Source organism: Rheinheimera muenzenbergensis (assembly GCF_036984005.1).
GTDB classification, from domain to species: domain Bacteria; phylum Pseudomonadota; class Gammaproteobacteria; order Enterobacterales; family Alteromonadaceae; genus Alishewanella; species Alishewanella muenzenbergensis.
Genome location: NZ_JALAAR010000012.1, coordinates 49897 through 72883, shown reverse-complemented (window position 1 = coordinate 72883; position 22987 = coordinate 49897). Strand labels below are relative to the sequence as shown.

Sequence of the window (22987 nt, the reverse complement as noted above, 5' to 3'; positions counted from 1 at the left end):
GCCGCTGTTATTACAGGCTGGCACTACACTCTACTTCTACTTTAGCGTTAAGTGCCAGGCCGCTGGCCGCAAAGGCACTGCGGGCCGGTAAAGCCTTACTGAAATAGCCTTTGTAAATTTCGCTGGCCTTGGCCCAGTCGTTAATATCTGCCAACAACAAGGTGCATTTAACCACATCTTTCGCCGTTAACTGATGCTCCTGCAACACCGCCATTATATTGTCCATCGCCTGCGTCATCTGGCTGCCGATATCAGTACCGGCCAGTGTCATGGTGCCAGGAAAATTACCAAGCTGGCCGGATAACCACAGCATACCGCCCGCCTTTCTGGCGGCAGAAAACGGCAGAGTGCTATCATCGCCGCGGTACACAAAGCGGCCATTTTTCACTACATGAGCGATATCACTGCTGTTGCGGATATCGTCAAAAGGATTGCTATGCAGGATCAGCAAATTGGCTTTTTTAGCCTCGCCAATAGTACCAACTTCATCTTCAATGCCTATAGCTTTTGCACTGTTCAGTGTGGCGGCCTGCAAAGCCTGCGCCGGTGTCAGGCCAGCGAGCTTTACCAGCAGCTGTAACTCGTGGTGCAGCTCTGGCAGCGCTGCACCATCATCAAATGCATCGGTGCCTGCCGCTATAGCAATGCCATACTGCACCGCCAGCTTGGTCAGAAAAATACCGTGTTGCAGCATCAGCTCACGGTTCGGGCCCTTATTACGCTGCTGCTCAAACACTGTCAGGGTGGCGTCCAGCACTATGCCTTGTTGCTGTATGCTGCGCAGCAAGCTGTGATAATTGCTGCTGTCGAACGATGCCGTTTTAACCGCCTCACTAATGGTGGCATCTTTGCGCCGCCAGGCTTTGTAGTCAGGGATCACCTCTGCCGATAAATCCGGCACATGCGATATCACTTCAATGCCGGCGGCGACCACGGCAGAGGGTTTGTCCGGGCCGATAAAGGCATGCGACCACACTTTTACACCGGCCTGTTTCGCGGCTGCCGCCAGCTGCGTTAACGTGGCGGCCGGCACATCGGCGTAAATTTTAATGCCACTAGCTCCTGTGCCGAGTGTGCGCTGCATTAATGCACTGAAGTCAGTATTGCTATCAACGGCACGCATCCAGTCGGTATGGCCCGGCGTTTCGCCTTTGGCCGCGGCAGCGGTTCTTGGATCACTGAAAAATTCCGGCCCGCCCAAAATGACGGCATAGTAAATGTCCGGCGCCTGGATCAGACCAAGCTGTGCGCTGCGTTTTAAACCCGCCAACACGCGCACATCGCCGGCCATATCGCGCACTGAGGTTACACCACCACGTAGCTGCTTTTGCAGGCGCTGACGGGTAATAGCGGCATTGTTGTAATTTTCCGGTTCTGTAGCATGGTGCACATGAGAGTCGATTAAGCCAGGCAGAATATATTTACCAGCCAGATCTACTATCTGGTAGCCTGCAGGTATCGCTTTAGCGGCCGGGTTTATTGCCACTATACGGTCGTCCTGCAATAACAGGGTTTGATTAGGCCGGATGTTCAGAGCCTCAACATTCACCAGGTTGGCGTTGCTAAGCGCAATATTTGCGCTATTAACCGGCAGTGACACCGATGCCATTGCCAGGGCCACAGCTGCGGTTTTAAGCTTGAAACAACTCAGCATAGTCATACTCACTCTGGTTAGTGTCTGCTGCACTATAAAACGATTTAGCAACCGAAGGCACGGTATTTCACCGCTAAAACCGGCCATCTGCCGGCTTAAATTAGCCGCAACGGCCAGCAACAGCTGACACAGGCAAAATTACCGCTTATGCTAACGGCTTCTTAAGCAAACGGATAAAGGTATGATTACAGCAATTTACGCCGCCCTGTTCGGGCTGATGTTTGTGGTATTAAGTATTAAAGTGGTCGCAAAACGCCGCCAGTTTATGATTGGCCTGGGCAGTAACGGCGAAGTGTCGCTGCAGCGGGCAATACGGGTACATGGCAACTTTGCCGAATACGTGCCTTTTGCACTGTTGCTGATGTTTCTGGCTGAATATAGCGGCCTGGCTGCGCACTATGTGCATACTCTGGGTATGGTATTGCTGTTGGGTCGGTTAAGCCATGCCTATGGCGTACAACAAGTTAAAGAGCCGCTGAAGTTTCGCGTCTTTGGTATGCTGCTAACCTTTGGCGTACTGCTGTTTTCGGCTGTGACAATTTTAGTACTGCATTGGCTAAGGCAAGCTATTTAACCTTTTCAGCTTAGCTGACGTTGCCGCCAGGCCCACTGATAGTAGCCACCTTGACATGACCGGCGCGGATAGCACCGGTCAGATCGCTGTACAGCTGCGACTCTGCTTCGGCAAAGCTAACGTGCAGGCCTTCAACCACACAGCATTGATTACGGCCATGGGTTTTACTTAAATACAATGCCATATCGGCAATTTGCAGCACCTTCTCCCAGCCCAGCTGTGTTTCACTAACACCGGCAAAGGGTAAGTGAATAAAGCCACCACTGACCGTTACTGTAATCTGCTGGCCATCAAAACTCACCGGGCTGCCGGCTACTGTATCCAGAACCCGCTGCACCAGAGTGGTAGCATTAGCCGGCTCGACATTGTCCAATACCAGCAAAATTTCCTCGCCGCCCCAGCGTACTACTATGTCTTTATCGCGGCAGGTGTCTTGTAGCCGCTGCGCCACAACCTGTAGCACCGCATCACCGGCAGCATGGCCAAAATTGTCATTAATGCGTTTAAAAAAGTCGACGTCCAGCAATAAAAAACCTGTCTTGCTGTTATTAACATTATCGCCTTCGCGACGCTTTAACGCCCTTTTTTGCAGATATTCCTGCAGGGCACGGCGGTTATAAAGCCCGGTTAGCACATCGCGCTGCGATTGATAGGCCAGTTGCTTATTGGTTTCAAACAATTTTTTATTAGACCGGCGCACCTTGCGATACAGCTGTAGCAGTAAAATAGCCGCAAAGGCAACTATCACTACAACCAACCACACCAGTTGTTGCTGCAAGCGTTGGTTCTGAAGCAGTTGCGCTTTTAACGCGTTTTCCTGCTCTAAAATAGTAATGTGCTGCGCTTTGGCTTTAGAGTCGAAGCGGTCCTGTAACACCGCCAACCGCTGCTCGCTGTCGGCTTTGCGGATATCAGCTTGCAGCGCCATTTGTTCCAGCAGGGTATCGGCCTGCTCCTTGTAACGACCGGCGGCAGCATAAGCTTTAGCCAACCATTCATAGTAAGGCTCGTATGCTGCTTTTGGCGAATTCTGACTTAAATAACGCATACTGATTTGCATTTGCTCAATGCCGGCATCCGGTTCACCCTGCATAACGCGGATAAAGCCCAGATTTTGCTTAATTAATTGAATACTGTATTCGTCTTGCAGCTGCTCGGCACGTTGCAGTGCTTGCTGTAGGATGACTTTAGCTTCATCGTATTGCTGCAGCTCAATGTAGGTAGCACCGAGATTATTTTCAAATGTTAAGGCCATGCCCTGCTGTTTATCCGCCAGCGCCACAGCTAAACCCTGTTTGTTGACACTGATAGCTTGCGGATAATCTTTCTCTGAGCCGGCGATATAGCCCAGTAACAAATACAGTTCGGGTAAAAAGTTATCATGCTGATACTTTTTCGCCTCGGCTATCATTTGCTCGGTCAGGCTTTTCGCCTGCTGCCAGTTGCGCAGGTCTGTGTGCACATGGGCAATATTGAAGTTTAAAAAAGCCCGCCGGCGTAGCGTAAAAGCATCATCCGTTTCACTTACGGCATCCAGGGCTAAAATGTAGTGCTGCAGTGCCTGTTCAAACTGGTTGTCAGCTTTGTATAAGCGGCCTAATACATTGTTAGCGTAATAACGCACCCTGGGGCTGATGGCTTTGCGGGCATACTGCTGCGCCCGCTCAATATGCATAAAGGCATCATTTAACCTGACCTGATACATACGGATTTCCAGCTCGGTGGCATAGATCTCTGCCAGCGTATCGGCATCTTCGGTAAGGTCGGCCTGGGCCAGCAAATGTTGTAACCGTTGCTCCAGCTGCTCCGGGCTTTGGTGATAAAACTGGTAATTTACCAGATAACTGAGTAGCCGCACCCGGCTTGATATGGCCGGGCTATCAGCATACCGCCGCTCCAGCTCCAATAGCTGCTGATCTGCCGTCTGAGTATCCTCTGCCGACAATAAAACATAAGCATCAAGCGCCGCCTCAAGTTCAGTATCGCGCGCTGACTGGGCCGATAGCGGTAGTGCCAGCAGCAAAAGTGTTAACGTCAGATAACGGCAAAAGGGCAAAACAAGCGACATTGCTACGGTGCCTTAACAGGTTTAGGGTATTAACAGCAAGATACCTTATCACCATAGGTTATGCACATCTTTGCGGCAAAGCGCCGGCATAAAAAAACCGTGCAAAGCGCGGCTTTTTAGTACTGTTATAGCCGCCAGCACGGCCTTAGCGTTAGCGGATTGGCTGGTTAATTTTGTTTTCCAAAATAAAGCTGCGCTTTTTAATGTCCGGCTGTTTTATCGCCAGACCACCAGTGCCCGGTTGTGGTTGCTGAGCCACGGCAGCCGAGGCTACTGTTACCGGGCAACTGTTGTTGGCCGCATAGTACAGCGCGGTTTTTAACATCCCTTCGTTTGCATCACCCAATGGCTTAGTTAAATCATCGGCGGCTGGACAACCTTTAACATCGGCAGCAAAAACCGGCGCCGCTTTAGGCGTAAAACCATCGGCGTAGTCACCAAAGCCTTTGGCATTAATACCACTAAACTGAATAGAAGAATAGGTGGTACCGCAGTTGTCAGTCGGGTAAAAGCCGTACGGCTTACCACAGGTTTGGCCACCAATCTGAATCACTTCAACATCAATGCCGCGCAGGCCATTAATAAAGGCCTCACTGGCTGAGCAGGTGTTTTCTGACGTCAGTACAAATACCCGGCTTAAACCCAGGCTTGGCAAATTAGTTGTTGTCAGTCGCCCCTGAGCGTAATCAATCACTTTGCTATAAAACGGCATCGGTGTTAACGGCTGGCCGGTTACCGGATCGGTGGTTGGATACTTATCGTTGAACTGGGTTTTCTCGAAAATACGGTCCTGAATAATATTGTCACCGGCCACCATATAGCCAAACTGTGACGCCAGCGCCAGCAAGCCGCCACCGTTGTAACGTAAATCAACAATCAGCTCTGAAACGTTCTGCTCGGCAAATTGCTCGACTGCAGCAATCAGCTGTGGCTGAGCATGGGCAATATGGCTGTTAAATTGCAGATAGCCCACTTTGCTACCGCCATTATCCAGAACCTGCACATTTTGCACCGGGCTGGTGCTGACATCAGCCGCCACCAGGTTAAAGGTTTGGCTGGCACCGCCAATACGCTCGAATACAAACTGATGCGGCTCGCCGACTGACGACGAAAACAAAACAGCATTCAGGGTGTCAACTTCAGCTTCGGAGTTTGCATTAACAAAGTCGATGCCATCAATAAATTTCAGACTGTCGCCGCGACGCACGCCAGCCGTTGCAGCTGGCGATTGAGGCTCGACATAAGTAACCATCAACTGACGGGGTGGTGTAGCCGACCGAAGTTGCCATTTTATGCCGTAGCCCGCTACAACGCCATCTGTAACAGTTTGCTGATATTCCGCAGTATTCTCAGCATAATGATACTGATCTTTAGCCGCTCCGGAGTCTGTCGTTTGGGCAGTTTTTAATAAGTCAAAATAATCCTCAACGCTGTAACCGGCAGGGTTTAGATCGGGTAATTCGCTGTACCACAGGTAAGTGCGGTTGCTCCAGCTACGTAACCACATCTTTTCGTACTGGGCACTACCAGCTTTATCCGGATAAGCCTGATTAGTATAAGGATCTGTACCGCTGCGTGGCACCGCACAGAAATTTTTTAACTGGGCTTCAGCGGGGTATACACCGGCAGTATAAGTGACGACAGTGTTGCCGCCGTTACCCGAGCCACCAGTGCCACCACCGGTTCCCGAACCACCGTTGCTGCCGGCGCTGCTGCCGCCGCCACAACCGGCCAGCGCTACTGCTGTCGCCAACAAAGACACTTTAAATAAACTGTTGAAGTAAAACATAATCTTCCTTATTTCTTTTTGTTACATTGCAGCTGACTGCAGTAAATTATTTGCAATTAAAATTGGCCCAGCAATGTAGCAAAATGTAAACAACGTCGCAATATCTATAAAATAACAACAACGCTATATCAAAAGATGTAAAGCAAGGTTATTTTGCCCTGCTCGCCACAGCCCGGCGCAAAATTATTTCTTTTCCCTGTCCTGACCAGCTATTTCTTAGCGCCGGTAACTAAGGTATAACGGCGCTATGAAAATACCAAAACGTATCCAGCCACTGGTTGATGAAGGCCTGGTGGATGAAGTCATACGCCCGCTAATGAGCGGCAAAGAAGCTGCGGTGTATATAGTGCGCTGCGGCGACGATATCCGCTGCGCTAAAGTGTATAAAGAAGCCGATAAACGCAGCTTTAAGCAGGCTGTGCTATATCAGGAAGGCCGCAAAGTGCGCAGCAGCCGCCGCGCCCGGGCGATGGAAAAAGGCTCTAAATTTGGCCGCGCTCAGCAAGAACAAAGCTGGCAAAATGCTGAAGTAGACGCGCTGTTTAAACTGGCTAAAGCCGGCGTAAGAGTGCCGCAGCCCTACGGTTGTTACGATGGTGTACTGCTAATGGAGCTGGTATGTGATGACGAAGGCATGGTCGCACCCAGGCTGGCCGATGTGGCAATGGACGCCGATTTAGCCCTGGCCGACCACGCTACTATGTTGCAATACATTGTCATTATGCTGTGCGAAGGTCTGGTGCACGGCGATCTATCTGAATTTAATGTGCTGGTAGACAGCCTGGGCCCGGTGGTCATTGACTTGCCCCAGGCGGTAGACGCCGCCGCCAACAATAATGCCAAATGGATGTTTGTCCGCGATGTAAATAATATGCGCGATTATTACGGCCAGTACGCGCCGCAGTTACTTAGCACACATTACGCCGAAGAAATTTGGGCGCTGTATGAAGCGGGTGAGTTAACCGCCGATGCTCCGCTAAGCGGCGAGTTTATTGCTGATACCAGCGCCGCCGACGTTGATTCGGTGCTGGAGCAGATAAAAGCCGCCTTTGCAGAGGCGGAAGAACGCAAAGCGCGTGCGGCTGAACAGGACGATTAACTAAGACGCAGGCGGATAATATATAAAAAACAGCGTTTTTGCCCCCGGCAAACGTTTCTGCCCGGCCGCTGATGCCGGCTGAATGTAAACATGCGCAATACTAAAAGCCCGCCCCATATCTTTTGCATAATCAAAACCGGCTGGCAGGTGTTGCATCAGGGCCACTTCACCTGCTTTAGCCAGCGATGAGCGATGCAATTTGTAATCAGGTAGTTGCTGTCGGTAATATTGCAACACTTGCTCTGGGCTGTCTGTCGTCACAAAAGACGCCCCCGGCAACGTGGCATAAGCCTGCTCGCCGATCTCGATTTCGCCCTGCGCCGGTATATTAATCAGTAATTGTGCTTGCGGATACAGTGGTAAGGTTATTGAACTCTCACTGCCCTGACTGCCGGCAATCAGCCCCTTGACCATCTGCTCCATATCATCGGCACCACGCTGTTGCATCCGGGCGATAATGTCATCCATTTGCTGCTGTTCGGCTGCCGTTGGCTCCCGCTCACCAATACGCTCAGATAACGCGTCCAGTTCGGCCAGTAACGGGTCGTCCTGCCCATCATCGTCATCCGTTTCACACTCTTGCCAGCGTGATGCCGGTAAGCCACTGTGGCGCACTATGCTTTGTTGCAGACAAGTTTCATAAGCCGGATCCGGCTCATCAGCCATCATGTCACCCATGCCACAATCGGTATACGTTTGGCGTAGCAGTTGCTTAACACGCTGTGTTGGCAGGTTAATGCATTGCGACAGCCTGTCCAGCTCGCCCATGCTTTCCATCATCGACAACATCATATTCAGTTGTTGTTCTTGCGACGGCGGGTTGGCCAACGCAGAGGCGCTTATTAACACGACTAAAGCCAGTTTTTTCATGCAGGATCTCCAACACCGGTAAAGCTCAAATGCTAACCTTGCAACTACCTTCCAGTAAATATGTATTTACACTTAATTAGCGTTGCAGATAGTCGCCTGTATCAAGCAAATGCCGCATCACGCGGTTATTCCAGTGCTGAATAATAATCTGCGAGCGCAGCAACTGGTAAAACTCCACTGCAGCTATAGCCAGCAGCATCAACAGCCCCACTAGCCAGGCAGAGGTAAACAGTAAGCCAACACCGGCAACCGACACCAACAGGTTAAACAAACCACGTAACCACTGATCGAGATAAAAATGGTGTAAGCCGGCGAAAAAGCACCAGTTTAACGTGGCATAAGTATCGGGATCTTTTAACCGCCGTTTCGCCATCTGATAAAACGCCTGGCGTTGAAAATCCGGTAAATCTGCTGCTTGCTGGCGCAAACGCTCTTCTTCAGCATCGACTTCAATCTGATTTAACATTGCTAAGCTCCGGTACTGGCTCAATACATTTACAAAAACTGTCGCTGTGGCAACAACGGCGGATACGGTTAAACCCCAGCATTACGCCGCGACGGGCACCAAAGCGCTCAATAGCGGTATAGGTATAGGCCGAGCAGCTTGGCTCGAAGTTGCAATCTATACCAAACCAGCGCATGCCGCCGCCGGTAGTGCGGTAACGGCTAATTAGCCACAGCAGCAAGCGCCTGATCATATTAACGACCTAAGGTCACAATCATGGCTTCACGGCTCCAGAACAACCAAAAACGCTTTTGTTCAATCACCTGAAATATAACCTGCCAACCCTGCGCTGCCTGAGCGTTAAGTTCGGCTTCAATTTTCTTTAGTGGTAAGCCAGAAGCGCCCAAAAAGATAGTTCCGCAACCACCTTCGGCAATATGAATAACTTTATATTCTTTATATGCTGATGCCATGTTGAAATTCCTTAATAATACATCAGCAAAACGTTTGCAGATGTTACTGATAACACTACTGTTTTCCAAATCAAATCGCAAGATGCTAAAGCAGGGTTATTTACTGCCTAAAAGTTTAAAGCCTGCCTATACTGACATAACCTGTTTCTACCTGCGCACGGCTGCAGTGATGTTGATATGATGCAACCTTACTTGCTTTGTTGCTACATAGTGCTGCTTAGTAGCTTTAATAATATAAATGCCGAACCGGTAATTATTGTTGATGCCGTAGCGTTGTTACAAGCACCGACCGGCAACGAAGCGCAGATCCTGCATCAGTTGCTGGCAGCTTACCCGGCGCAGTACAGCATTACCGACATCAGCCGTAACCGTGCGCGGGAATGGGTTAAAACCGCCGAAAATGCCTGCATACCCTGGCTGAAAAAAACCACCACCCGCGAACAGGATTTTCTGTTCAGCTTACCTTATATGGTAGAAGATGCGCTGCAATTGGTAGTGCCGGCAGATTCCAGATGGCACAGTACGTTGCAGACCTTACAGCAGCATAATCCGCACATTTCCCTGCTACAGATCCTCAGCCTTAAACCTGGCCCGGTAATTGGCATTGAAATTAACCGTAGCTATGGCGAGACACTGGATCAGCTGTTGTCTCAACGCCAGAGCAGTTGGTCTATTTATACCCGCACCACTTCAAGCAACGAAACCGGCAGTATGCTGCCTATGCTACAACGCGGCTTTATCGATGCCACACTGGAATATCGCAAAGTGGCGCAGCGTACAGACAGCAGCCTGCGCTTTTACTCACTGCTTGAAGCCGAGCCGGTTAATCTGGTGCATTTTGCCTGCTCTAAAGGCGAACGAGGCCAGCGTGTCGTCAATTTACTTAATCAGGTAATACTCAGCAAAAGCCAGCAGCCAGATTATCAGCAACTGGTATTGCAGGGCATAAAAGGAGCAAACCAACAGCTTGCTCTGCAGATCTGGTTAAAAGCATTAACAACTGTACCTTAAAAGCCGCTAGCCAATGGGCACCAGCTAAGGTAAAACTATATTATTCCCACTTGATCCCGGATGACTTACCTTGCCCGATGCAGTAGCAATGCCGGTATGCCTCCGATGCTTGTAGCCCGGTTACTGCGTCTATTGCTGTATTTAGCGCTGGTGCTGTCACTTGGCACTGGCTACACAGCAGTACCGCAGACAGAACAAGCCGGCAGTTTACCGGAGCTGCAAATTAGCGCCGGCGAATGGCCGCCCTTTCTGAGTGAGCATTTGCCGCATCAGGGTGTAGTGGCGCATTTAATCCGCGATATTTTTGCAGCTGCCGGTTACAAGGTTAGCTTTAGCTTTTTGCCCTGGGCTCGGGCTTATCACGATAGTGCCAACGGCAAATATGCGGCTAGTGCCGTATGGATGCTGGCTGAAGAGCGCACCAAAGATTTTCTTTACAGTGAACCGGTGCTAAGCGAGCAGTTTGTGTTTTTTCATTTAAAGCAGCGTCGTTTTGACTGGCAGCAACTTACCGATTTGCGCGGCTTATTGCTTGGCGGCGGCCTCGGTTACAGCTACGGACCGGCCTTTGACCAAGCACTGGAAGACAAAGTATTTAAAATGTCGCGCGTCGGCAGTACCGAGCAGAACTTCCGCCGCCTGGCCGCCGGGCGCATTGATGTGTTCGCCGAAGAGATGAGTGTTGGCTACTACACGTTAAACCATCAGTTACCACAACTGGCCGCTGAGATAAGCCACCATCCCAGGCCACTGCTTATTAACCAGAGCTTTTTACTGTTTCCGCAAAATGCTGCTGGCAGTGCCCGGTTGTTACAGCTGTTTAACCAGCATTTGCAGCAGTTTAAGCAAAGCGGCCGTTATCAAAGTTACTTTGACCGCCTGGCAGAGGGCGGCTACCAGTAATGGTTTAATCATCCGGCTGTGACAACAACCCCGCCAGCCCCAATTTATACAACTTACCCACTTTTACCGGCTGGCCTCCCGCCAGCCGCAACAGATCACTGTCTTGTGCGATAATTTTGTTTTTATTCACTACATAAGATTTATGTACCTGTACAAACTGTTGTGCAGGCAACTGCTGCAACAGGCGTTTCAGCGTACTGCTGACTAGTGTCACCTGTTGCCCCTGCCAGACTTTGACGTAGTTGCCGTAGGCCTCCAGCAGGTCGATGTCAGTAAGCAAAAACCGGCGTTTTTCGCGGTCAACCTTTAACACGATATAGGGTTCAACAATTGGCGTCTGGCTCGCAAGACGCCGCTGCACTTTGCTGATGGCATCTAACAAGCGCGCCCGGCTGACCGGCTTCACCAGATAATCGACCACGTCCAGTTCAAAGCCTTCTATGGCGAATTCTTTATAGGCGCTGATCAGGATCACCGCCGGCCGGTTGTGCAGCACTTTTAGCAGTTCAATACCGCTAAGTGCCGGCATATTGATGTCCAGCAACAACAAATCAACGGGCTGCTGTGCCAGAAAGCGCAGCGCCTCCGTCGCGTTGTAGCAGCTGCCCAGCAGCGCAATATCGGCATTGTCCTGCAAATGATGCTGCAGCACCTGATGTGCCAGCGGCTCATCATCGACAATCAAGGTCTTTAACACGGTTCCAGCTCCAGTGTCAGATCAACGCACCAGACACCCTCTTCCATGGCGCTGCTAAAACTATGCTTACCGGCATACAGCAAACTCAGTCGACGGCGCAGGTTTTCCAAACCAACGCCGGCCGCAGTCTGGCGAATATTATCCGGCACAGAATTACTGCAGTGCAGGTGCAGCCAACCGTTTTCCACTGTAAGGCTTAGCTCAACATGACAGCCAGACTGACTTGGCTCTACGCCATGCTTAAAAGCATTTTCCAGCACGATTATCAGCAGCAAGGGCGCGATTTGCCAGCGCTCGGCTTGCTCAGGCCAGGTCAGCGACAGCTGGCATTTGTCGGCGCTGCGAATGCTTTGCAGGGCGAGAAAATCCTGCAGGTACTGTACTTCCTGTGCCAGCGTCACACGCGGCGCTTGGCCGTCGTACACGGTATAACGCAGTAAATTCGCCAGTTGCATTACCATGGCCGGCGCCTGAGCGGAGTTGGCCAGTGTCAGCGCATATAAGTTATTTAGTGTATTAAATAAAAAATGCGGATTCACCTGCTGCTGCAGTAGCTGCAATTCGGTGACACTGTGCTGCTGGGCAATTTCTGCCAAAGCCTTCTCTTGTTGTTGCCGCTCAAATGCCAGGATCACCGGTGCACTTAGCAGCAACACAAAAAAACAAAAGCGAAAATTATCCGCCGCAAAAATATTATGATCCTGTGATGGCAGGAAGGTAAATTCAGCGATATTCATAGGCAGGCTCAGCACTACCGATCCCAGCAGCGGTGTCAGGACAATAATGCTGATAAGGCAACCAGCGACATAGGCAAAGACACCTTTTTGAGCCAACAATTTGCGGATCAGCCAATACCGGTTTACCCAGCACAGCAATAACACCGCACTACCAAGTAGCAAAAACTGCCATAAGTACATTAAAAACATCTTGAAATTGACGATAACGGCTTCGCTGTCAATCACGGCGCGCAGCGGTTGATTGCGCACCGGATCATCATAAGAAGCAAAGATCGCTGCACAGAAAAAGGCCCAAATCAGCATTAACAATAGCAGCACCGCATTAAGGGAAAACAGCCGCGATATTAACTGGAAACGCGCCGTACCACTGCGCCTTGCTAACCAACGGCTAAGACCATAACCACCGCTGGCCAGCGTTAATAATATCCAGCCCTGCCCCGAAAACAGGCTCCAACTGGCATAAGCCGGCACATAGCTGGCCAGCGTGAACAGCAATATCGGATAAAGCACAAAGCCGCTGCACCAAATCGCTGCGGCGACAAGGTTGCGCCGGCCAGCAAAACGGCAACCGACGTAATGTGCCAGCATTAGCGGCGCACTTTCAGCCAGCAATTGCACGCTAATCAGCAGATAGTCCAGGCCACTTTGGCTGTGCTGGGAAAAGTGCCGGATAGCCGCTTCCAGCAATAGCGCTGCCACCAGCGCAAGTTGATTATCGGCGACAGCATTAAGTATGTCTTTAGCTTTGGCGAAAGCCGGGTTACGCATGGTGTTTTCCTGCCAGATTTTTACATAGCGTGGCGCAACCCGCCCCAGCCGTCAGCTAATGGATGACGAAGTTAGCGCTTTTACTGACGAAAGTAAATTTGCTTGCCACATTCCGCCCTTAGTCAGTTTTGTCATGTTAATCCGCTACTTCGTCATCACTGACTTGTTGCCTACTGCTGCAGTGCCTAGGCTGGGCTTAATTTTTTACAGGACACACTTATGCTGACAATTAACCAACTCTCTGTTACCTACGCGGATGGCACCCGGGCCTTACAGGACATCAATCTGCAGTTACCCGCCGGTATGGTAGGTTTATTGGGTGCCAATGGTGCCGGTAAATCGACACTAATGCGCACCCTGGCTACGCTGCAAAAACCCGATAGCGGCCAGATACAATTTGCCGATCTGGATCTACTACAACAACCAGACAGTTTGCGTCAGCAACTGGGTTACCTGCCACAGTATTTCGGCGTCTATCCGCATATGAGCTGCGTTGCTTTATTGCGGCATATGGCGGTATTAAAGGGTATTCATAATAAAGCCGAGCAACAACAACAGATTGACACTCTGCTGCAACTGACCAACCTTAGCGCCGTGGCGAAGAAACAAGTCTCCAGCTTTTCCGGCGGTATGCGCCAGCGCTTTGGTATTGCCCAGGCCCTGCTGGGTAACCCACGGTTATTGATTATGGACGAGCCCACCGCCGGGCTGGATCCGGCCGAGCGCGAGCGCTTGCACGCCTTACTGGTCACTATCAGCCGCGACAAGCTTATTTTGCTATCGACCCATATTGTGGAGGACATTGAAAATCTGTGCCCTTTTGTCGCGTTAATCAATCAAGGGCAGATTGTGCAAAGCGGCCCGGTGCCCAGCCTGCTCACGCCGTTACAAGGCCGGATCTGGCAAAGCCCGCTGCGCCCGGACGACAGCAGTATCCTGCTTAGTGAAAGCTACCGCTTTGGCATACCGACATACCGGCTGTTAAGCCAGCAACAGCCCTGCGCTGCGGCGGTGCCGGTAGCGGCCACTTTGCAAGACCGCTATTTTTTTGAACTGCAACATAAGGCGGTTACCGATGTTGCTGCTTAAACTGCTAGCTGGTCTGGTAAAAAACGAATGGCGCTATCTGCAGCGCCAACCGCTGCTATGGCTGGCGTTAATACTGCTGCCGTTAGCGGCTTATATTTTTGCTAGCGGTATTACCGGCATTGACACCATTGCCGATAAACGGCTGCAAGCGTTGCATATGACACTGCTGATGTTCTATTTGCCTCTGCTGTGCGGCGCTCTGGCACCTGTGGTGTTGCTGCGCGATCACAACCATAACATGACCGAACTTATCCACAGCACACCAGTGCCGCTGGCTCAGCGCTTGCTGGCTAGAGCCGGTAGCTTGTTTTTGCTCTGTGCCGGTTTAATGCTGACAGGCTTTATTGTCATCTATTGCCAGCTGAGCCGGCAGTTTGGTTTTCAGTCCTCGTTGTTGCTGCTGGGGCTGTGGGACTTTGCCTTGATGGCCCTGCCGGCTTGCGCCTTTTATGCCACGCTGGCGACCTGTCTGGCGCAGCGCTTTTGCAGCAATGTAACGCTGTATGCCGTATTTGCCGCGCTATGGCTAGTGTATCTGGTGTTGGCCAATCTAAACGGCGCGCCCATGTTAGCCAGCAGTACTATCCGCTACGACTGGCTGTTTAATGCTATGCGTCTGCTCGACCCCTTCGGCAATACCGGCCTGATTGCGCTGTATCAGCTGACTCCAGCACAGCTGTATGGCGACAGCATTTTTTATCTGAACCGGCTGTGTTACTGCTTGCTGGCAGGCGGGCTGTTTTATCTCAGCTTACGGCTAAAACCCTATCAGCATAGTGTCAAACCGCTGTTAGACGACAATGGCCACAAGCTGGCGGCAACACTGTCTTATCAGGCCGTAACGCCGCAGCACTCCAACGTACGCCAATTGTGGCAGCTAACGCGCACCGTTGTTACCACCCTACTGAAACAGCGACTGAACCAATTGATCCTGCTGGGTTGGACCTTACTGCTGGGCAGTGAAGTGCTGTCGGGTATTAACTATGCCGAACCGCTGGCGGTGCTAAATGCCACCAGTCTGGATGCACTTAACCGCATCGCCTGGGACGTACTGCCGTTTGTTGGCAGCCTGTTAATTTTGCTCTGGAGCTACCAGCTTAGCTGGCGTAACCGCTATAGCGGCATGGCCGAATTAATTGCCGCGGCACCGGTACGCTCAGGCATACTGCTGGCGGGCAATGTGCTGGCCTTAGCCGCGCTGATCCTGTTGCTCACGCTGCTAAGCGCGCTGGCGTGCCTGACGGCTGAATCGCTGGCCAACAGCGAAATTAACCTCAGCCTGTACCCTGAGCTGCTCGGCCAGGTCGCGCTGTCATTAGCCTTGCTGGGCGCACTGTTTAGCGTGTTGCATGCCATTTGCCGCTCGCCGTTAACGGCTGCGGTCGGCTGTGTTGCCATCTTGCTGCTGAAATTTACCCCGCTTAGCAGCAAATTAGGTTTAAGCCATCCGCTGTGGAATATCGCCGGCTCACCGCTGCAAGCGGCCGATGCGTTCTGGGGCTTTGAACAAAGCCAGTCGGTATTCTGGCCCTTTATGACATTTTGGCTACTACTAACCATTAGCTTGCTATGGCTGGCGGCGCGTTGGTCGCACCGCAGTGGCGGCTTTAGCAACAGCAAACGTGGCACGCTGGATCTGAGCAGTAGTGCACTGTTGCTGCTGGCCGTTACCAGCGGCGTACTGCTACACCTGAATATCAGCACTGAGCGGCCGTTAATGAGCTCAGATCTGCGCCAGCAGTGGCGCGTCAGTTACGAGCAGCGTTACGCCAGCTGGGCTGACAAAGCGCAGCCTACTGTCAGCCATATAGACGCAGCCGTCGATATTTACCCGCAGCAGGGTGAAGCGGTACTGGCTTTAGATTACCGCTTAATAAACAACACTACAGCAGCGGTTAGCGAGTTATTGGTGGGTAACTATTCCGCCACAGCAATCACAGATATCAGTGTCAATGTCGCGCACCGTGTTGCAGCCGATGCCGAACTTGGCCAATTTATCCTGACGCTGACTGAGCCATTGGCACCGGGTGATAGCCTGCAACTACAGAGTAAACTAACCTTTAAGCAGCCCCGCTTTTGGCCAGCGGTACTGCCGCAGTTTGTCAAACCCTCTCTGAGCTATCTGCGTGCTATACCGCTTTTGCCAACTATTGGTTTGCAATGGGAATACCTGTTACGCGATACAGAACTGCGTGCACACTATGGCCTGGCGCCGCTGGCACTGGCAAAGCCCTCAGTGTTATTTGCATCAGCGCATGACAGCGGCCAGGATCATCCTACAGCAACAGCCCAGTACCAATGGGTAACGCTGCATTCAGTCATGTCGACGGATATTGGCCAGACACCGCTGACCCAAGGCGAGCTGCTGCGCCAGTGGCAAGAGCACGGCCGTCAATACGCCGAATACCGCACCCCTGAGCCCATCCGCAATGCCTTGGCCTGGTTTTCAGTTGGCGGCAATACGCTTAGCCGGCAACATGCTGATACCACCCTGTCACTCTACAGCCCGCAGCTAAATGCCGCCGCCGAGCTCAATATGCAGGCGATGCAGGACACACTGTCCTGGATGCAGCAACATATAACGCCCTATCGCGCCAAACAGCTAAGCCTGATAGCCATGCCCGATATTGGCGCCACCGGCTATGCCCTGCCACAGCTGATGCTGATTAACTACACCGTCGGCTTTCGCGCCAAACCCGCGCCAGATGCCGGCTTTGATCAGCGCTACCGCCGCGCTGTACATGAAACGGCGCACCAATGGTTTGGCCACGATATTGGCAATGGCGTAACAGCCGACAGCGCGTTTTTAGTCGAGTCGCTGGCAAAATATATCGAGCTAGTATTGATAGAGCAGCGCTATGGCGTCGATGCAATGCAAGCGCTGGTCGACTATGAGCGCAAGCGCTTTGCCCAAGGGGTGCGACGTAATGTCAGCCAGGTTAGCACCATGGTGGATGCAACCGACCCTGCAGATCTGTACTCGCGTGCCACCCTGGTGTTTGCCATCCTGCGCCAGCAGCTGGGCGATGAGCTTATCTGCCAGGCGCTGCGTCAGCTGTGGCAGCAACATGCTTATCCCAGCACACCGGCCACCTCTATGGATTTTGTCCGCGCCCTGCAAGCTGCTGCGCCGGGGCAGCAACAGCTGATTAATGACTTACTGCTGGGTACAGAACTGGGCCTGTTGCTGGCAGACAGTAGCAAACGGTAAAACCTGCAGCCAGCAAACAACTGTTAGTCTGGCTGCAAAGCCGCCCTGAAAGCGTCTTTATAACGGCGTGACAGCGCCAGCTGCTGGCCGCCTTTTAGTAAAATATCGCCATCACCACTGCTGTCGTAGCTGATGCTGTCGATGGCATTGTGGTTTACCGCCAGGCTGCGGTGAATACGGCTAAAACCTTTGCTGCTCAGTTGCAGCAAGGTATTACTTAACGTAGCGCGCAGCGGATATATGCGGCCTTTACTGTGCAGGTTAACGTAATTGCCGCTGGCTTCCAGCCATTCAATATCGTCAGTGCGGATCAAAAACTCTTTATCCAGCTTCTTTACCAAAAAGTGCTCCGGTGCCTTGGCCAGCGGCATAGTGTCGCTATCTTCAGCGCTGTCGAGTTGATGCGCTTCTCCCTTAATCCGGCTGTAAACAAACAGCAGCAACTGATAACCGATAACAAAGGACACATAACCCCAGGCATCTTTGCGGTATTCGTAAAAGAATTCACGCACCAGCGGGCCAAAGTTATAGTTGCCGCCCTGCCAGAGATAAACCAGCTCGCGCATTGCCACCATCAGGCCGACATGCAATAGAGAGAACAACAGACTGCCCAGCAGATGCGCCAGCAGCTGACGGCGGATAGCACTAAGTTGCAACGGATAACGGTTAAACCACCAGAATAGCAACGGCAGCAGTAGCAGCGTGCTGATGGCACTGCTGTATTCCCAGACTATTGGCTCCCACAACTGCAGGTTGCTGCTACCGTCACGACTGTGCTCCATCCACACCGAGCTGGCATTAATCGCCGCGTTAATAAAAAAATAGAGCGCCAGCAGCAGATAACTGTATAGCCCCGGCCGCCGGTCAAAGCGCTCAAATACACTTTTTACTTTTTCACTCATCACACCCATCCACCGGTCATCCCTGTTTACTGCCTTGTGGCCATTCTACGCTACCTCATGCTAGTGCAGCAGCGCACTATCAGGCAACTGAAAACAAAACTGCAAACGCAATGGCTACCACGGAGCTTTACTATGACACTAACTACCGACAAGCGTCGCTACGATCTGGATTGGCTGCGCACGCTGGTCTTTGGCCTGCTGATTTTGTATCACATTGGTATGTATTATGTCGCCGACTGGGGCTGGCATATTAAAAGTGATACCACCAGTACTGTGCTGCAAAATCTGATGATCCTGACGAATCAATGGCGCATGTCATTGCTGTTTTTTATCAGTGCTATGGCGCTGGCTTTAGCGCAGCAACGCAGCAGCCGGTTAAAGCTGTTTGGCCTGCGCAGTAACCGGCTGTTAATACCATTGCTGTGTGGAATGTTTATCGTTGTGGTACCGCAGGTTTATTACGAAGCCTTATCGCAGCAACTAATTGAACCGGGTTTTATCAATTTCTGGTGGCAATACATTAACCCAAACACCGACTTACTGCCCGGGCACCACAGTCCTATCGGGCTGCTAACCTGGAATCACCTGTGGTTTTTACCTTATCTATGGTGCTACAGCGTGCTAGTGCTTTTGGCGGCGCCGCTACTGAATGCTTTGGCCAAATTACTGCAGCCACTGCCTGCCAGCATTGCCTTGCTGCTGGTAATGGCCAGCCTGATCTGTGCCTGGTTTTTTCTGCGCCAGGCTTATCCCTCCAGCCATGCCCTGGTAGATGATTGGTATAACCACGCCAAATACTTGCTGGTGTTTATTGCCGGTTACCTGTTTGCACTGCAAGGCAATTGGTGGCAACTGGTCATAGCGCAGCGGCGTTGGTTGATGCTGGCGGCCATGCTTTGCTACAGCCTGATTATTGCCGACAGAAATGGGCTATTTGACAGCCTGCCCGCCAGTTTCGGTGAGTCTGTCAGCGGGCGCTTGATTGTCGGCGTGGTACTGGCGCTAAACCACTGGGGCTGGATCTTCGCCTTAATCGGCTACGCCGGTCGTTACCTGAACCGGCCAACCAATGCGCTGGACAAAAACGGCTCACTACTACATTACTGCAATAACGCTATCTTGCCCTGGTATATGTTGCACCAGACCTTGATTGTCGTGTTTGCCGTCTGGTTAAAAGCACTGGCATTACCGGTGGCTATTGAAGCAGTCCTACTGATTACACTGACCTGCGCCGGCTGCTGGCTGGGTTTTGAGGTAGTAAAACGCTTCTGGCTTAGCCGCTGGCTGTTTGGTTTAAAAGTGACGCTGCCAACGCTGACGACAGCTAACAGACCAATGCAAAACAACACACCTTGAAACAAATCGGCACTACTTAGGATCAAACAACAGGCTATGCTGTAGGCTATTTTCTCAACCTGACAGGTAAAAAGGATGACAACCCAAGCGACAAGCAGCCCTGCACTTATCCGTGCCGGTGGCATTGCCGCCATAGGCATGGCGCTGTGCTATATCAGTGTGGCGGTTATTTTCTTTGGCCTGTTAGCCGTACCAACGGGGCTGGATAGCCTGGGACGGCTGCAGTTTTTCCTGCAGCAGGAATACCTGTTGGTCGCCATCGGTTGGGGCATTGGTTATTTACTATTTGCTGTACTGTTGGCTATTTTGCTACAGGCATTGCGCCAGGTAATGCCGCCAAACCAGTCAGCCTTCGCAGCGTTAGCCGAGCGCTTTGGCAATGTCTGGCTGGTGCTGATGATGGCATCGGGCATGGTGGCCCTGGTTAGCATGGATATGACGTTACGCCTGCTCGACAGCAGCACCGAGCAGGCGCTGGCGCTGTATAACACCGGCAACCTGCTTACCAATGCACTGGGAGGTGGCATTGAGCTGGTCGGCGGCTTGTGGGTTTTGCTGCTCAGCATCGCCGGGCTTCAGCAACAGCGCTTTGCTAAAGCACTACATCTGCTGGGGCTGGTCGTAGGTAGCTTAGGCATTCTCACCGTTTTGCATACTGTGCCCTATCTAAAAGACGCTTTTGGCATTACCCAGTTAAGCTGGTTTATCTGGTTAGGCATAACGTTATTGCGTGCCAATACCGACGAAGCCAGCCTAGCCCAGTAAATTGGCGCATCAACAGGGCCAGATCAGCCAAACTGGTTCGTTTACTTTATTGATACAGTAATTTACACTCTGGCTAAATTAAAACAGTGGCAATATCAGACAATGAAACTAGTTTTACTCGCTATGATACTAAGCCTGACTGGCTGCGCTACAGTAAAAACGCTACCGGCCAGCACCAGCCATGTAAATATTGAGCATCACGGTAAGCGCAGCTATTGCCAAAGCATACCGCGAGTTTACAGCGGCTTTTCCTACAACTTATGCAAGCTACACGGCGAACCCAGCCGCCAGGAAAACCTTGGCGACCGTTTTAACAATGTGCCGTTCTTTATTATCGATGGCGGTTTTTCTTTAGTTGCCGATACGGTGGCCTTGCCTTATACCCTGTACACTCAAGGTAAACATGGCAATATTGACGTAAATTAAACTCACTTTACTGGATGGTTTTCAGCAAGTGTTCAGTTGGCTCCAGTAGTTTGTTTTCAGACATCTGAAGTTACTTATCTTAGCAACTATTGATTTCTGTTATCTAAAGACCTCAGTGTTTTCTCAGGTTCTTTCTATTTCGGTGTTTCCATTTTGCCATAGTTGTCCGCGTCGGCAATTGTGCAGGCTTCCTGTATTGTTGATAACGCTTAAGCAGTGAAACCATGTAACTGGTAAATGTGGCGGGAACTATGCTTGCATAACCAACTCGCAATTTACTGAACGCAAGCATCAGAGCAACAATCCCTGAGTAAAAACTGTAGCTAATCACTGCCATCTCAATGAATCCGAAATGATTTTCCTCAGCATAGGCACCTATAAGTATCATTGGCTGCGCAATTGCCCCAAACATAACAATATTATACAGCGTGTAATTGCTGGCATAGCCGGCATGTGATTTTTGCAATACCCAAAACCGAGGCCGAAACAGCAGCACATTAACCACGCCAGGAAGCACAAAGCAGGCAAGTAACAAGTAGCCCTCGTAAGCATTTTCAGGCAGTTGGAGCTTTACAACTGACAACCAAACCACAGCATAAAAGCCAACAATTACGAGGGCTGAGGTAATCAGGAACGGTATAAATATTTTTCTGATTTTAAAACAGAAAGCTTCCACTGAGGTTCCATCACTTAACTACTGACTATAGGTAAAGCCGCTCACTATGACATAAGCAACATTAGCCACCACCAAGAGACCAGACACCAAAAAACTCCAACAATGGCGGAAGGAAGATTAACAGCACCATGGCGCAAGTACTCGCAAACCACCATAATGACAACCACCACTGCAACGGCGTTGCTGCCTGCCGTACCAGTTCATCTGTGTCAACCATCTGTTTATTATTCTCATGCCGCCAGCGCGTCATCGGTATTAAAACGGCACCAGCGTAAAAAATGCTTTGAAATGGCGAGATCACCCATTCGCTGAGATAATCCTGATTAGTTTGCCGCAATTTACGCTGGATTGGCCTGGTAACAAATAACGCAACAATTGGGTACGCAATTATCGCAGATAACAATAATCCAAGCGCCAAGAGGTCATACCAAAGTGGTATAGTATCTTCTGTCATAAGCGGACTCTCAATCTATCATACAAACGGCCGCCTAGTTCTTGGAAATTCTCATCAGCGTAAGACGCAGCCATAAAGCCCCCCACTATCGCAGCACCTATTAGTATTTTCCACCCTATAGGGGTCAGCATCAAAGCCATGCCTATAGATCTTGTCCCCCAAGCTACCAAAGCACCGGTACCTGCACTGGAACCAAAACCAAACACCTGAGAAACACCCTCACGCCCACTGTTGTCTGCGTTATAGGCTTTAATACCTCGTAGGCCGACATCCAGAAATAGCACACCACGCCCTAACATTTGCGAGTCATTAACAAAACGCTTTACCGTAGCAACTTGCTGACTATTGGCGAGACGCAGCGTTTGACCATTACGCTTATTGCTACGGCCACTGCGAGCAACATTAATACCACGCTCTGCGTTGAGTAATACTGAACGTTTAGCACTAGCACCTAAGTTAGCTGCATAACGTTGTAGCTGGGTTTTAAACTGCAAGTTCATTTCAGCATGCATCCGCCTTGCGTGGGATTCTTTAGCAGCAATTACCGCATTATGTGCGCCTTTTGTTCTCGCACCAGTAGCTTGAGCCTTGGCCTGACTTGCTTCGTGCAAGTCTAATAGGGCTTGCTGATAACGCACTATAGCGCGCTGAAATACCTTGTATTTGCTGTTCGCAGCACCAACAATAGCCCCGGTGGCTGTAGTGCCATGCTTATCCAACAACTGCATAACCGGTTTTATCAGCTCTTCAGATACATAGGCCAGCGCAACGGTAAGTTCGTCATACTCTTGCGCAACCTGCTGCAAACGTTGAAGTTCTGGAGAGCTAAATCGCTCAAGCGCTTGCAGTGTCTGCCTATCACCTGGTTCGCAGCTCATTAAATACGGCTGGTGCGGCAATAAAGTATTGTCAGTTCTATTGCTGTACTGTCTGTAGTGTTCAAGCAAGTCAGGCTGGTTAGCAAAAATTTGCTCGGCGCGTTCTGTGGTACGTGGAAAGTAAAACTCTGCCATGGTGATG

General features: G+C 51.0%; 22 protein-coding genes. 9 read left to right on the top strand and 13 right to left on the bottom strand.

Annotated features, from left to right (window positions below; genetic code table 11):
• Positions 1-10: 10 nt before the first annotated feature.
• A complete protein-coding gene (locus tag MN202_RS14260) occupies positions 11-1660 on the bottom strand; it encodes an amidohydrolase family protein (RefSeq protein WP_335736803.1) in 1650 nt (549 codons plus the stop codon).
• A gap of 175 nt (positions 1661-1835) precedes the next feature.
• On the opposite strand from MN202_RS14260, the gene MN202_RS14255 reads away from it, so the two are divergent.
• Positions 1836-2228, top strand: a complete 393-nt coding sequence (locus MN202_RS14255; RefSeq protein WP_335736802.1) for an MAPEG family protein — start codon at positions 1836-1838, stop codon at positions 2226-2228.
• A gap of 10 nt (positions 2229-2238) precedes the next feature.
• Here the strand turns inward: MN202_RS14255 and MN202_RS14250 are convergent, their stop codons facing one another.
• Both MN202_RS14250 and MN202_RS14245 read right to left on the bottom strand, forming a co-directional pair.
• On the bottom strand, positions 2239-4296 hold the full coding sequence (locus MN202_RS14250) for a tetratricopeptide repeat-containing diguanylate cyclase (protein ID WP_335736801.1): 2058 nt from the start codon (positions 4294-4296) through the stop codon (positions 2239-2241).
• Between the two features lie 151 nt (positions 4297-4447).
• Positions 4448-6085: a S41 family peptidase gene (locus MN202_RS14245; protein ID WP_335736800.1), complete on the bottom strand. Its 1638-nt coding sequence runs from the start codon at positions 6083-6085 to the stop codon at positions 4448-4450.
• Positions 6086-6332: 247 nt separating this feature from the next.
• On the opposite strand from MN202_RS14245, the gene MN202_RS14240 reads away from it, so the two are divergent.
• Positions 6333-7184 carry a PA4780 family RIO1-like protein kinase gene (locus MN202_RS14240; RefSeq protein ID WP_335736799.1) on the top strand — a complete coding sequence of 284 codons (852 nt, stop codon included), beginning with the start codon at positions 6333-6335 and terminating at the stop codon, positions 7182-7184.
• On the opposite strand, the gene MN202_RS14235 is transcribed toward MN202_RS14240, so the two are convergent.
• The 4 genes from MN202_RS14235 to MN202_RS14220 form a co-directional block, all read right to left on the bottom strand.
• Positions 7185-8054 (bottom strand): hypothetical protein, encoded by an 870-nt coding sequence (locus MN202_RS14235; RefSeq protein WP_335736798.1) that lies wholly within the window; start codon positions 8052-8054, stop codon positions 7185-7187.
• A gap of 76 nt (positions 8055-8130) precedes the next feature.
• Positions 8131-8520 carry a TM2 domain-containing protein gene (locus MN202_RS14230; protein ID WP_335736797.1) on the bottom strand — a complete coding sequence of 130 codons (390 nt, stop codon included), beginning with the start codon at positions 8518-8520 and terminating at the stop codon, positions 8131-8133.
• Positions 8504-8752, bottom strand: coding sequence for a membrane protein insertion efficiency factor YidD (yidD, locus tag MN202_RS14225; RefSeq protein ID WP_335736796.1), 249 nt, complete (start codon positions 8750-8752; stop codon positions 8504-8506). The genes MN202_RS14230 and yidD overlap by 17 nt, the downstream gene beginning before the upstream one ends.
• Before the next feature lies 1 nt (position 8753).
• Positions 8754-8972: a DUF4177 domain-containing protein gene (locus MN202_RS14220; RefSeq protein ID WP_335736795.1), complete on the bottom strand. Its 219-nt coding sequence runs from the start codon at positions 8970-8972 to the stop codon at positions 8754-8756.
• A 177-nt stretch (positions 8973-9149) separates the two neighbouring features.
• Between MN202_RS14220 and MN202_RS14215 the strand changes: the two genes are divergently transcribed.
• Positions 9150-9983: a hypothetical protein gene (locus MN202_RS14215; RefSeq protein ID WP_335736794.1), complete on the top strand. Its 834-nt coding sequence runs from the start codon at positions 9150-9152 to the stop codon at positions 9981-9983.
• Between the two features lie 96 nt (positions 9984-10079).
• Positions 10080-10886, top strand: a complete 807-nt coding sequence (locus tag MN202_RS14210; protein ID WP_335736793.1) for a substrate-binding periplasmic protein — start codon at positions 10080-10082, stop codon at positions 10884-10886.
• Between the two features lie 4 nt (positions 10887-10890).
• Here MN202_RS14210 and MN202_RS14205 read toward each other — a convergent pair whose 3' ends face one another.
• Together MN202_RS14205 and MN202_RS14200 are read right to left on the bottom strand one after the other, a co-directional pair.
• A complete protein-coding gene (locus MN202_RS14205) occupies positions 10891-11583 on the bottom strand; it encodes a LytR/AlgR family response regulator transcription factor (protein ID WP_335736792.1) in 693 nt (230 codons plus the stop codon).
• Positions 11577-13088 carry a sensor histidine kinase gene (locus tag MN202_RS14200; protein WP_335736791.1) on the bottom strand — a complete coding sequence of 504 codons (1512 nt, stop codon included), beginning with the start codon at positions 13086-13088 and terminating at the stop codon, positions 11577-11579. The genes MN202_RS14205 and MN202_RS14200 overlap by 7 nt, the downstream gene beginning before the upstream one ends.
• Before the next feature lie 219 nt (positions 13089-13307).
• Here MN202_RS14200 and MN202_RS14195 point away from each other — a divergent pair, with 219 nt between their 5' ends.
• Positions 13308-14177 carry an ABC transporter ATP-binding protein gene (locus tag MN202_RS14195; protein WP_335736790.1) on the top strand — a complete coding sequence of 290 codons (870 nt, stop codon included), beginning with the start codon at positions 13308-13310 and terminating at the stop codon, positions 14175-14177.
• Entirely contained in the window at positions 14164-17388 is a 3225-nt protein-coding gene (locus MN202_RS14190; protein WP_335736789.1) for a M1 family aminopeptidase, read from the top strand. The genes MN202_RS14195 and MN202_RS14190 overlap by 14 nt, the downstream gene beginning before the upstream one ends.
• A gap of 23 nt (positions 17389-17411) precedes the next feature.
• On the opposite strand, the gene MN202_RS14185 is transcribed toward MN202_RS14190, so the two are convergent.
• Positions 17412-18290, bottom strand: a complete 879-nt coding sequence (locus MN202_RS14185) for a LytR/AlgR family response regulator transcription factor (protein ID WP_335736788.1) — start codon at positions 18288-18290, stop codon at positions 17412-17414.
• Between the two features lie 132 nt (positions 18291-18422).
• On the opposite strand from MN202_RS14185, the gene MN202_RS14180 reads away from it, so the two are divergent.
• The 3 genes from MN202_RS14180 to MN202_RS14170 all read left to right on the top strand — a co-directional run bounded on the left by MN202_RS14180 (position 18423) and on the right by MN202_RS14170 (position 20837).
• A complete protein-coding gene (locus MN202_RS14180; RefSeq protein WP_335736787.1) occupies positions 18423-19646 on the top strand; it encodes an acyltransferase family protein in 1224 nt (407 codons plus the stop codon).
• 75 nt (positions 19647-19721) lie between these two features.
• On the top strand, positions 19722-20411 hold the full coding sequence (locus tag MN202_RS14175) for a hypothetical protein (RefSeq protein ID WP_335736786.1): 690 nt from the start codon (positions 19722-19724) through the stop codon (positions 20409-20411).
• Between the two features lie 102 nt (positions 20412-20513).
• Positions 20514-20837: a YceK/YidQ family lipoprotein gene (locus MN202_RS14170; protein WP_335736785.1), complete on the top strand. Its 324-nt coding sequence runs from the start codon at positions 20514-20516 to the stop codon at positions 20835-20837.
• A 112-nt stretch (positions 20838-20949) separates the two neighbouring features.
• On the opposite strand, the gene MN202_RS14165 is transcribed toward MN202_RS14170, so the two are convergent.
• From MN202_RS14165 to MN202_RS14155, 3 genes are all read right to left on the bottom strand, one after another.
• Complete coding sequence (locus MN202_RS14165; protein ID WP_335736784.1) at positions 20950-21513, bottom strand: hypothetical protein; 564 nt, start codon at positions 21511-21513, stop codon at positions 20950-20952.
• A gap of 61 nt (positions 21514-21574) precedes the next feature.
• Positions 21575-21967, bottom strand: coding sequence for a hypothetical protein (locus tag MN202_RS14160; protein WP_335736783.1), 393 nt, complete (start codon positions 21965-21967; stop codon positions 21575-21577).
• The gene (locus MN202_RS14155; RefSeq protein ID WP_335736782.1) at positions 21964-22980 is read right to left on the bottom strand and encodes a hypothetical protein; all 1017 of its coding nucleotides are present in this window, start codon (positions 22978-22980) and stop codon (positions 21964-21966) included. Before MN202_RS14155 ends, MN202_RS14160 begins: the two co-directional genes overlap by 4 nt.
• Positions 22981-22987: the final 7 nt, after the last annotated feature.